Consider the following 11,828-nt stretch of genomic DNA (forward strand, 5'->3'; position numbering starts at 1 on the left):
ACCGATGACCGCAGCCTTGCCCCGCCCGACGCAAGACCCGTGGCGCCTGTCCGTCGCCCCGATGATGGACTGGACCGATCGGCATTGCCGTTACTTCCATCGGCTGCTGAGTCGCCACACCCGTCTCTACACCGAGATGGTGACGACAGGCGCCTTGCTGCATGGCGACGTGCCTCGGCATCTGGACTTCAACGAGGAAGAGCACCCTGTCGCGCTGCAGCTGGGCGGCAGCGAGCCACACGACCTGGCCGCTTGCGCAAGGCTTGCACAGCAGTGGGGCTACGACGAGGTCAACCTGAACTGCGGCTGCCCGAGCGAGCGCGTGCAGCGCGGCGCTTTCGGTGCCTGCCTGATGTCCGAGCCTTTGCTGGTCGCGGATTGCGTGAAGGCGATGCGCGATGCAGTCGACATTCCTGTGACGGTGAAGCACCGCATCGGCATCGACAAGGTCGAGAGCTATGACTTCGTGCGCGACTTCGTCGGTACCGTGGCGCAGGCAGGCTGCGAGGTCTTCGTCGTGCACGCCCGCAACGCGTGGCTGAAGGGGTTGAGCCCGAAGGAGAACCGCGAAGTGCCGCCGCTGCGCTATGAGCTGGTGCACCGGCTGAAGCGAGAGTTCCCGCGGCTGACGATCGCGATCAACGGCGGGCTGGGGGACGACGACGCGATCGCCGCGCAATTGCAGCATCTCGACGGTGCGATGATCGGGCGCGAGGCGTATCACAACCCGTGGGTGATGGCGACCTGGGACGCCCGGTTCTTCGGCGACGAGCGGGCCATTCCCGATCGCGAAGCGGTGGAAGAAGAGATGGTCCGCTATTGCGAGCGCGAGGCTGCACGCGGCGTGCCATGGCCGCACGTCGCGCGCCACATGCTCGGGCTGCGCAACGGATTGCCCGGTGCGCGCCGGTGGCGCCAGGTGTGGTCCGACCACCGTCTCAAGGGCGAGCCGGCAAGTGCCGTGTACCGGCAGGCACGCTCGTACAGCCAAGCGTCGTCAGTGAACACGCCACGCTAAGCCGGCCAGGCTTGCATCAGGCGCTGTTGTCGCCATGCCGGGGCCGCGGTCGGGAACAGGGGCGATCCCGGCACAGACAAACACCACAGCTGCGCTGCGAGCCACCGTTGCCTCTGCGATCCTGTGCGCAGCACGTGACGGCAGTGCTGTTCGTCCGGCGAGGCACCGAGAAAACTGCGGTGGTCCGGAGCAAAGCGGGACCGATGCTCCGCCCACCAGGCTTTGGTGCGCTCGACGTTCAGCCACGGCAACGCGACGTCCTCGGGCACTTCGACGTTCTCGTCCTCCGGGTCGTCGCTGGGTCCGTCTTCATGACCTTCCGGCGGCATGGCTTCCAACTGCTCGGCGTTGTAGTCGACGCCGGTGATAAGCACGAACGATTCGCCGGCAATGCGAGCGGTCTCCGGCCGGCCCATCTGTTCGAGCAGCCAAGGCGCATAGCGGGCGTTCCCGGTGCAGCCGGCGCCGATGATTCGCAGGCGTGATGCACCGGGCAGACCTTCCAGTTCCGCGAGCAGTTCATGGCCTTGCTGCCAGTCCGATGCGAGGATGAACGCCTGGAGCGCCTGCTGCTGGCGTCGGCCGGGCTTGAGCGCGAGTTGCCGCAGCGCATGGCATGCCGCGCCCCGGTCTCCCAGCAATACGGCGGACCAGGCAGCCCAGTACCTGGTTTCCGGCTGAGGGTCTTCCAGGGCTGCCTGCAGCTCGGGCAGGAGATCCATGCGACCCAGTTCGCCCGCCGCCCGCAGCGCGCGCAGCCTGGCCACACCGGAAGCGGCGCTCAGCCAGGTCTTCAGTGCGGGGCCCGGGTCTTGCCTGTGCATGGCGCATGCCGCGATGCCTAGCGCCTGGATCCGTCCGTTCGTCGTGCCGAGCAGGTGCCTGGTGACATCGGCAAGTCGGCTGGAGCCCATCCAGCCCAGCGCCGAGGCGACGCCGGAGAACACTTCCGGCAATTGCACGGAACGCTCCAGCACTGTTGACCACCAGGAGGGTGTGTCGATGGCGAGTACCGACGCGACGAAGAACTCTTCTGCGCCTCCGGCGTCGAGGGACGGCATGCACACTTTCCACGCGCTTTCCGCCTCGTTGCGCAATCCGTCCAGCTGAGCGGCAAGCTGCTCATCGAGGTCCGTGAACTGTGCCGGCGAGTAGTTGGGCGCCTTGACGGCATAGCAGCGCTGCAGCCAGAGGAACTGGGCCTCGTCGTGGAATTCCAGCAGGTTCTCGTTCATGTCCTCAGTCGCCCGAGCGCATGCGGTGAAGCCAGTCGCGTGTGGCCGTTTCGTCAGGAAAGCCGGGCAGAGGAAACAGGTTGTCGACGAGCAGCGGGGCCAATGCGTCGTTGACGACGCGGTAGGGATCGACGCTTTCCGCGCGGTGCCGGTCGCCGAGCAGGGGCGCCGGCCCGGCTTGTACCAGGACGCCGTGCGTGCTTCTGGCGACCGAGGCGGCACCGCCTTGTGCGAGCCGGCCCAGCGCGTCCTGCGCTTCGCGGCTGCGTGCCACCAAATCCCGGTGCAGCCATGTCTGCCATTGCGCGCCTTTCAGCGCAGCGAGCAGACCCCGCGACTCGGTGATCAGGTCGTGCCCGTCCAGCCCGGCATATCGCTCCAGTGCGCTACGAATGGCCGTGTTGCGCTCCGGGTCGGTTTCGCCGTAGTCGTAGTTCACGTCGAGACCGGCCGTGCCGTGCCAAAACTGCATCGTGCCGACGAGCCGCTCCATCAGCATTCGAAACTCGGCCGAGCGTTCGATGGCCCGCTCCGGTGGAATGTGCAGCTGCAGCCAGCCAAGCGCGTCGTCGCCGTATTCGCCCCGGTACCCGAACTTGAGCGCCCACGGGCCCACTTCGTCAAGGGTCCTGCCCGAGTCGACGATGAGGTAGTAGTTGTAGCCATTGCCCATTTCCTCAAGGGCCAGGCCGACCTGTTCGGCGAGCGTCGACGGGGTTGCCGCCTCGTTGCGTTCCATGAAGTCGTTGCGGAACCAGGTTGCCATGGGGCCCACGAGTTGCAGACAGTTGTGCAAGGTCTCGCGCAGCCGCTCGAAGTCGAGATCCGGATGCCGGAAGAACAGCGTGACGGCGCCGGTCAGTGTCGCCAGCACTTCGCTTTCGCGTTCAAAGACCACGGGACAGCTCGGAGACAACGGCTTCATGCGCCTTTTCCTTTCGCGCCGTAGCCGGGGCAGTTGCATCCTTCAGGTGTGATCGCCTCCGGATCCTGGCCCGGCGGCTTCGAGATCTTGCGGTAGTTCTCAACCTGGTCGGTACCGAACTTGTCGCGCCCGCGGCCCCGTGATTCGTAGCTGAACTTGGCGTCGAAGACCCGCCTCTTGCCCTTGCTTTCGACGATGAGGTCGGGGAAGCAGATGCTCTTCTGCCGGGGGTTGCGCTTGTAGAAGGAGCAGACCTCGCGCAGGAAGCTCCTCGACGGCGTGCCGCCCGGGCCACCGAGTGCGCCGCCGCGAAGGAAAGCTGCATCGGCCACGACGGAAGGCAGCCCGTCGACCAGCGATTGGATGATGTTGCCGTCTGCCATGGGGTTGATCTTCGTCGGCGGGTTGGTGTTCATGAAGAATGGTTGCTCGGACTGGATGCCCTTGCCGAGCTTGCCGTCGCTCTTGAGCTTGTTGATCTTCTTCTCGAAAGAGTCCGAGCAGCACCCCCGGCCGCTGATCTTTCCCTCGTCGTACTCGGCCTGCGTATCGCAGAAGGCCTTGCAGATCGCGTTGGCCTCGTCTTCCGACATGCCGGCCTCGACCATTTGCTGGATGATGCCCCCCAGATTGGCGGCATTCTGCGAGTTGTGGAACATCTTGTCGGTCAATCGACAAGCGTTCTTCCTGTTGAGCTTGACGGTGAAGGCGTAGAGGATCCAGGTGGCCTCTTTCATGAAGGTGCTGGACTTGACCCCTCCTGCGACACCGGCGTTGTCGCCGTTCGACAGCGCGAACTTCGAGCCCTTGACGGCCGCCATCATCTTGTCGCCCTTGACCGACGTCGTGCCATCCGACAGGGTGATCGACTGCGCGATGTTGGGGTAGGGGACAGGGACCGGCCCGCCTGGAGACGGCGTCTTGCAGACGTCGGGAATCGTCGCGGTCGACAGCCCGTTGCTCATTTTGTGGACCAGCGAGTTGACGGTCCCATTGACCTTGATCGTGACCGGCATCGTTCACTCCCTGGACACGAAGGGCGCATGGATCAGAGCGGCCGCGCGCTCTCCGCCTTCTGAGCTGGCCCAGACCAGGCTCAACGGGCCACGGCCGTACCCCTGCGCGGAACACGCGACAGCCATGGCGGCGTGCAGTACCGCTCCCGCCGCGCCCACGTCTCCCCAGCAGTCGGCAGGCGCGATGAAGGCAGTGGCATCGAAGAAGCGTTCGCGCGTTCGCAATGCGGTGAAGCCGTACTCGTCAGCCCGATACGCCTCGCCGTTCATGTCGCAGAAGATGTTGTCGACGCGAGCTTCGGCCGGAAGGCACTGCAGCACCTGCCTGAAGGCCTGCGTCAGCCCTTCGCCGATGCAGACCGCGTCCGTCTTGATCAGTTTGGTTTCGCAGCCGGTGCTCACGCCCAGCACTTCGGCTTGCATGGGTATGGGGCTGCGCGCGCGCAGGTCCGGTCTCACGACAAGCATCGCCGCGGCTGCCTCGCCCGGGATGAAACCCCAGGCGTTGTTGAACGGTCCTCCTCCGTGCAACTGGTCGCTGTCGTCGAGCCATTCCAGCGTTTCGGGGTCGAGGTAGCTATCGACTCCTGCGACGAGGCACAGCGGAATGCTGCCGTGGCGCATGCTGTTGCCGGCCGTGTCGAGGGCGTACAGGGTGGCGGCATGACCGAGTTCGAACACGATCACAGGTTGGAGCCTGCCGTGATAGGCGGCCTCAAGCCGGCTTTGCAACTGCGAAGCGAGGTTCTGCGGCCGTCCGGGGCGGTCCGGCGGCAGCCCGAGCGCGAGCGGCACCGTGCAGGCGGGCGGCAGCACGGCAAGGGCCTCGTCGAGTGCAGGTCGCAGCATCGCCATGTAGCGCTCGGGTCCTTGCGTTCGATCGTTCAACCCTCGTGCCTGCGCCACACGCATCGGCTCGCCTGCCGAATCGGTCATGAAAGCGTGTTCTCGAAAGCCGCAGACGCCTGCCCGTGCAGCGGCGACGCTCGTCGCGGCCGTCGTACCGATGGGCGTACAGGCACCGAACGAGAGAAGGTGGAAGCGATCAGGCAACATCGTTGGCGACCCCTCCGTCGATGGGCTGAGGGGCCAGGATGCCGTCGCGCAGGTCCTGTTTCAGACGGATCCGCGTGCGTTGCAGCTTCAACACCTTGGGATGGCAGGGGAGCGAGGTGTGCCAGACGAGAGAAACGCGTGCTTCCCCCGGCTCGAGAATCACCGTGTGCAGCCTCGGCGGCGCGTGCGCGACCTGCTCGCCCGCACGGAAGAACGTCTCGAAGGCGAGATGGACCCGCGGCAGGTGGAAGCGCACGTCGCCGCCGCCGAGGGTGAGGTTGCGCAGGGTGACCGGTTCCCCGCCGCGCAGGAACTGCGGCGCTTGCTGGTCGAGTGGCGCGCACTGATAGTGGCGGTCGTCGAAATCGTCAGGCAACAGCGGCAGGCGCGTCTGCTCCCAGTGGTCGTCGTACGTGCCGGCCAGCGAGGCACGCGGTTGCCAATGGCACGCGATGGCGCCGAACCCGGCAGGGGCGGGCCGGTCATTCCAGTGCCTGATCAATGCACGCGGGTCTTCGACGTTGGGCAGCGGCGTGCCGTCCGCGTGCTCGGCGGCCTCGATCCAACCGGTGCCGACCGGGTTGCGTACGTCCAGGGAGGGGGCTTCCGGCGTACCGGCCCGCGCATCGCGGCCGCCGTATGCGCGTTCGTACACGAGGGGCATTGCCGTGAACGGACGTGGTGATGACATGGAGCGGCCCTGCCATATGCGGTCTCCGAACACCCGCAGCATCTTCACGACGGGACCGACGGCGAGGCCCACATCCAGGCTCGCGACCGGTTCTGCCCGCGGCGCGTGCGCGCATCCGTTCAGGATGACATCGGTCGTGAGCCGGGTGCGAGGCAGGTCCGTGTCGTACTGGAGGCTCGAGCCGCCCGGTTTGCCGTTGTGCCTGGGGGCTTGCGTCACCGGTGGCTGCTCGTCGGCCACCTTGAGTCGGCCGTCGGGCTGCAAGGTGAAACTGGCCTTCACGGCCACGAGCCAGATCTCGGTGCCGTCGCGGTCACGTACCCAGGCACGGTCGGCGGCGAATGGCGTCCGGTTGTCCAACTGCCACATGGGGTGCTCCTTGGGCGGCAGGGCAGATCGACGCCTGCAGTGCCGCGGGCTCTGTCAATTGATGTCGACGTGGGCACCCTTGATGCGGTTCGCGCCGCGAGAGCGGGTCAGCACGTATTCGCCCTTGATCAGCACCTTGCCCGCCCGGGTCAGCACAATGCTTGCTTCGCCGCAACGAATCTCGATGTCGCGCTCGGCGTGCAGCACGACGCGCTTGCCGTCCAGCTTCAGATCGGCGGCCGGCGGTGGAGCGTGGGCCTGTACTCGCGCGAGCACGGCCAGTTGTTCGCTGTAGCCGGGCAACGGGGCAACCACCACGGCGCGACCTGCATCAGCCGCCTGCAGGCCCACCGCCGACACCACGGCCTGGCGCGTGGAGCCGCCATCGAAAGAAATCAGGAACTCGCCGTGCGGGCCGAAACCACAGAAAGTGGCGATGCTCACCTCGCCCGGCGCCAGTGGCATCGGCGCTGCGGCAGGCACCGCACCGCCCGACGAGTCGGGCGCGGGAGAGGGAGAGGGTGGACCCGCGACTTGGGCGAGCAGAGCTTCGATGTTCATGCTGTCAGTTCTCCCCGACGGTCGATCCCTTGATCTTCACGGAGCCGCCACTGTTCACCGCCACGCCTCCGCTGCCCTTGATGGTGATCTTCGACGCCGTGATCGTGATGCCCCCCGAGTTCATCGTGATCTTGCTGCCGCCGGCCTTGAGCACAATGGTGGGCGCCTCGATCATCGCGGTACCCGATGCCTTGACCTGGAACACGCCTTTCGAAGTTTGCTGTATGGCGGCCGCCGAGAGCTTGTGCGGGCCGCCGACCGATACCGATTGGAGAGAGCCGACGCTCACCTTCTGCACTGCACCGACCGTCACCATCTGGGCGCCCCCTACCGAAACTGCCTGTGCACCGCCCACGGATATCGCCTCGGCGGCGCCGACGTTGTGCATGCGCCCCGCGCCGACCGAATGCATTTCGGCGGCTGAAATGGTGGTGGTCTGCACCCCGTTTACCGTGTGCGAACGGACGCCGTTCACGGTGACGGTCTCTCCGCCATTGACCGTTTCCGTGCGATGCCCGGTGATCGTGATCGTCTCGGTCCCGCCGACCGTTTCGCTGCGGTTTGCGCCCACCGAGATGGTCTGGTTCGAGCCGATCGTCTGCGTCTGGTTGCTGCCCACCGTCTCCGAATCGTCCACCCCGACCGTGTCCGTGCGGTTGTTCGACACGTTGAGCGTCTGGTCGTGCAGCACCGTGGTGGCCATGTCGTACTGGCCGTGGATCGTGATCTTCTCCTTGCCTTTGGTGTCGTCGAACGACATCTCGTTGTGGCCGCCGCGGCCCTTGGTGCTGTCGGACTTCATGCCCATCACCGAAGCCTGCGCCGGCAGATCCCACGGCGGCATTTGCTCGGCGTTGTAGACGCGGCCGGTGATGATCGGCCGGTTCGGGTCGCCTTCGAGGAAATCGACGATCACCTCCTGACCGATGCGCGGGATCGCCATGAACCCGAAGTTCTTGCCGGCCCACGGCTGCGACACGCGCACCCAGCACGAGCTGTTCGCATCGCGCTTGCCGTAGCGATCCCAGTGGAACTGCACCTTCACGCGGCCGTACTTGTCGGTGTAGATCTCGTCGCCGTCCGGGCCGACGACGACGGCGGTCTGGGGGCCGCGCACCACTGGTTTCGGCGTCGTGCGGGCTGGCCGGAAGGGCTCGTCGGCGGCGATCGACTCGAAGTTGCACTGGAAGCTGCTGCCGGCCGACAACGTGCTCTCCGGGTCGGCTTGGGCCGCCTCGATGTGCGTACGGGTCACGAGGTAGCCGATGTTCTGGTCCTCGCGGTCGAAGCCGGCGAGATCGAAGATCGCGGCGCACGTGACACCGCGTGCGTCGGCGGTACCCCGCGCCCTGCGGTAGCGACACTGCAACTCTTCCAGGCGGGTGCGAACGAACTGCTCGCCGCGTTCCGCCTGGGTGTATTCGCCGGGGTAGTCGAAGACTTCTTCCTCGGCGTGGTCGTGCGTGCGCGGCGCGGCGCGCTGTTGCAACAGGTCGACGCTGGGGCGCTCGAAGTCATAGTCCTCGATCACGGCCTTGCCGGGCTGCATTTCTTCAGTGAGCCGCCAGGTGCGCACAGCTTCGCGGTCGGTGCGTTCGTCACCGGCGATCTCGACGAAGGGAATGCTCTCGTAACCCGGCGTCTTCTGGTGTGCCGGGGCGCCGTCGGCCAGAACCAGCGTGTGCTGGCCCTCGTCGTGCTCGAAGAAGTAGTAGATGCCTTCGTGCTCCAGCAGCCGGCTGACGAACTGGAGATCCGTTTCCCGGTACTGCACGCAGTACTCCCATTTGTCGTAGGAGCCGGTGGTGCGGTCCTCGAAGACCGCGACCGAGTGATCCTCGAACACCTCCTTGACGATCTCCAGCGTCGACTTCTCCTGGAAGATGCGGCAATCCTGCGTGCGCGTCAGCACCCACAGCCAGGGCCGAACAGTGGCTTCGTAGAGAAAGTAGCGCCCGTGGCGGCCGGCCAGCTCGAAACGCGTGACCAACCCGTGGAAGTGGCGTTTGGCGTCCGGGACCTGCAGCGCAACCGACATGCCCTGGCCGATCAGCCTGTCGAAGGCGAGGTCGGCCGATTCGGCGAGCAATTCCAGCCGGTAGTCGAAGGGCTCGGAAATGGCTTCGTCTGCCTGCATTCGATAGAAAAGCAGGGCATCGTCCCCGAGCGGGGTCGAGACTTGCGCAAGCACGTCCACTGAGAACTCGTCCTTTGTTGTCGCGATTCATCAGTGCCTGCCGCCTCGACTCCCCGACATGGCACCTGGTTGCTTCCGTGTTCTTCTGAACTGCGGAGCAAACGTTGCATCAAAGGCCGCGAGCTTGACATCCCTAACCCGCCAGGGAAAAGCGCTGGGCACCCCTAGCTGTAGGGGGGAGGTGCGACGGGGTTGCTACGAATTGAAACCCCGCGCGCCGACGTCATCCGACAGGAGGCGCGACGGTCGCTGGCGTCGGACGGCCGGGCCAGGTGGCCAACACGACCCCGGCCAGCGCAAGCGCGAAGGCCGCTGCGTGCCCGACGGTGAACTGCTCATCGAGGAAGACCACGCCGACGGCTGCTGCACTGATCGGCAGCATCACGGTAAAGACGCCGGCCGACGCGGCCGGCACCTGACGCAGGCCGCTCATCCACAACCAGACGGTGATCATGCTGGCGGCCAGCGAATAGAACACCAGCAGCGCCCAGTGACCCGTGGCAACCGTCGTGAAGTCGAACTGCCATGCGAAGTACAGGCCGAACGGCGTGACGAGCGTCCAGCCCCACAGGTTCACCAGTGCGCTGATGCGCTTGGCCGAGACGTTGGCCGTCAACTGCTTGCCGATCACCACATAGGTGGCCTCGCAGCACACGGCTGCGAACAGCAGCAGGTTGCCGAGCAGTGCTCTCGGATCCGCGCTGGAGTTGTTGCCACCGTTCCAGGATTTCGCGATCGAGAGCAGCGCAATGCCGGCGACGGCACAGGCGATGCCGAGCTGCACGCGCGGCGCGATGCGCTCTCGCAGCAGGGCCCACGACAGCACGGCCACGACCGCCGGGATGGACGCCATGATCACGCCGGCCGCAAGCGCCGACGTCAGTGAAACGCCGAACAGCATGCACACCGAGAACAGGAAGTTGCCGAAGAACGATTCCCAGAACAGCAGCTTGCGGTCACGTGCCGACAACGGTGCTTCGCCGGGCTGGCGCTGCACCCAGTTCGCCATCGCGATGGCGCCGATGCCGAAGCGCAGCCAGGCGAGCAGCAGCACCGGGAACACGAGGACCAGCACCTTCGACAGCGCGACATAGCTGCCGACAAGGGCCATGCTGAGTGCGAGGGAGGCGTAAGCGAGAACAGGGGTGCGAAGGTGCAAGATCGGGCTCGGGCGTGAAAAGGAGGAGGGCGACGATGCCGCCGCGCATGATGCCGAAGTCGGGCGGACTTCGCGCGCGCCGTTGTCTGCAGGCCGCACCGCCGTCACGGGCCGATGCGCAGCCAGGTCGTCTTCAGCTCGGTGTACTTGTCGAACGCGTGCAGCGACTTGTCGCGTCCGTTGCCGGATTGCTTGTAGCCGCCGAAAGGCACGGTGATGTCGTCCTCGTCGTACTGGTTCACGTGCACGGTCCCGGCGCGCAGCGCGCGGGCGACGCGGTGCGCGCGGTCGAGGTGGTGGCTCCAGACGCTGGCCTGCAAGCCGTAGGGCGAGTCGTTCGCCAGCCGGATCGCCTCGGCTTCGTCCTTGAAGCGTATGACGCAGAGCACCGGCCCGAAGATTTCCTCGCGCGCCATGCGCATGTCGTTGCGTACGCCGTCGAACAGCGTCGGCTCGACGTAGTAGCCTCCGGTGTGCTGCAGGGCCTGGTTGCCCCCGGTGACGCAGCGGGCCCCTTCGGTGCGGCCGGACTCGATGTAATCGAGCACGGTGCGCAACTGGCTCTCGTCGACCAGTGCCCCCATCTCGGTCGACGCGTCCAGCGGGTCGCCGGGCCGAAAGCGTGGCGCCAGCGCGGCGACGCGCTGCACGAACTCGTCCGCGATGCTCTCGTGCACCAGCACGCGCGACGGCGCGTTGCACGACTCGCCCTGGTTGAAATACATCGCACCGGCGGCGGTGTTCGCCGCTCGTTCCAGGTCGTCTGCGTCAGGGAAGACGATGAAGGCCGACTTGCCGCCGAGTTCGTTGTAGACGCGCTTCAGGTTGGAGCGGCTGGCGTACTCGAGCATGCGGCGCCCGGTACGGGTCGAGCCAGTGAAGCCGATAGCGTCGACGTCCGCATGCAGTGCGAGCGCCTCGCCGGCTTCATGCCCGTACCCCGGCACCACGTTGAAAACACCGGGCGGCAGGCCGGCCTCAAGCGCCAGTTCGGCCAGCCGCAGCGCCGTGAACGGCGACTTCTCCGAGGGCTTCAGCACGACGCTGTTGCCGGTCGCCAAGGCGGGCCCCAGCTTCCACGCGCCCATGATCATCGGGTAGTTCCACGGCACGATCGCACCGACCACGCCCACGGGCTCGCGTGTGATCAGCGCCAGCGCGTTGGGGCCGGTGGGCGCGATCTCGTCGTACACCTTGTCGACGGCTTCGGCGTACCAGGCAAGGCAGCGCGCCGCTGCCGGCACGTCCACATGGATGCTGTAGCGGATCGGCTTGCCCATGTCCAGGGTTTCGAGCAGCCCGAGTTCCTCGCGGGCCGTGAGGATCTTCTCGGCAAAGCGCTGCAGCACCTTCTTGCGCGCTGCCGGAGGCTGGTGCGCCCAGCGGCCGTCATCGAAGGCGGCACGCGCAGCCGCCACGGCGCGGTCGACATCGGGGGCCATCCCACGTGCGACCACGCCGAGCCGACGGCCGTCGATCGGCGAGTGCTTGTCGAAGCTTGCACCATCGGCAGCGTCGCAGCGCCGCCCATCGATCAGCAGACGGCCATCCGGCTGCAGGTCTGCGGCACGTGCGTGCCAGTCGATCGGGTTCTGTGGCAT

At 66.3% G+C, this 11,828-nt stretch carries 10 protein-coding genes; 1 reads left to right on the plus strand and 9 read right to left on the minus strand.

All coding sequences use genetic code 11. The features are described from left to right. The first annotated feature begins 4 nt into the window (after window positions 1–4). Window positions 5–1,018, plus strand: a complete 1,014-nt coding sequence (dusA, locus tag M8A51_RS11100) for a tRNA dihydrouridine(20/20a) synthase DusA (protein WP_251778353.1) — start codon at window positions 5–7, stop codon at window positions 1,016–1,018. Here dusA and M8A51_RS11105 read toward each other — a convergent pair. From M8A51_RS11105 to M8A51_RS11145, 9 genes are all read right to left on the minus strand, one after another. Continuing rightward, on the minus strand, window positions 1,015–2,253 hold the full coding sequence (locus tag M8A51_RS11105) for a TIGR02270 family protein (RefSeq protein WP_251778355.1): 1,239 nt from the start codon (window positions 2,251–2,253) through the stop codon (window positions 1,015–1,017). The genes dusA and M8A51_RS11105 overlap by 4 nt on opposite strands. A gap of 4 nt (window positions 2,254–2,257) precedes the next feature. Then, a complete protein-coding gene (locus M8A51_RS11110; protein WP_251778357.1) occupies window positions 2,258–3,178 on the minus strand; it encodes a type VI immunity family protein in 921 nt (306 codons plus the stop codon). Then, complete coding sequence (locus M8A51_RS11115) at window positions 3,175–4,194, minus strand: DUF4150 domain-containing protein (protein ID WP_251778359.1); 1,020 nt, start codon at window positions 4,192–4,194, stop codon at window positions 3,175–3,177. The genes M8A51_RS11110 and M8A51_RS11115 overlap by 4 nt, the downstream gene beginning before the upstream one ends. Before the next feature lie 3 nt (window positions 4,195–4,197). Beyond that, window positions 4,198–5,130, minus strand: a complete 933-nt coding sequence (locus M8A51_RS11120; protein WP_251778361.1) for a hypothetical protein — start codon at window positions 5,128–5,130, stop codon at window positions 4,198–4,200. 109 nt (window positions 5,131–5,239) lie between these two features. Continuing rightward, window positions 5,240–6,310: a DUF2169 family type VI secretion system accessory protein gene (locus M8A51_RS11125; RefSeq protein WP_251778364.1), complete on the minus strand. Its 1,071-nt coding sequence runs from the start codon at window positions 6,308–6,310 to the stop codon at window positions 5,240–5,242. 54 nt (window positions 6,311–6,364) lie between these two features. Next, window positions 6,365–6,871: a hypothetical protein gene (locus tag M8A51_RS11130; RefSeq protein WP_251778366.1), complete on the minus strand. Its 507-nt coding sequence runs from the start codon at window positions 6,869–6,871 to the stop codon at window positions 6,365–6,367. A 4-nt stretch (window positions 6,872–6,875) separates the two neighbouring features. Next, entirely contained in the window at window positions 6,876–9,068 is a 2,193-nt protein-coding gene (locus tag M8A51_RS11135) for a type VI secretion system Vgr family protein (RefSeq protein ID WP_251778369.1), read from the minus strand. A 223-nt stretch (window positions 9,069–9,291) separates the two neighbouring features. Continuing rightward, on the minus strand, window positions 9,292–10,230 hold the full coding sequence (locus tag M8A51_RS11140; protein ID WP_368408541.1) for a DMT family transporter: 939 nt from the start codon (window positions 10,228–10,230) through the stop codon (window positions 9,292–9,294). 101 nt (window positions 10,231–10,331) lie between these two features. Next, entirely contained in the window at window positions 10,332–11,828 is a 1,497-nt protein-coding gene (locus M8A51_RS11145; RefSeq protein WP_251778373.1) for an aldehyde dehydrogenase, read from the minus strand.

The organism is Caldimonas mangrovi, assembly GCF_023721835.1.
Classification (GTDB): domain Bacteria; phylum Pseudomonadota; class Gammaproteobacteria; order Burkholderiales; family Burkholderiaceae_C; genus Caldimonas; species Caldimonas mangrovi.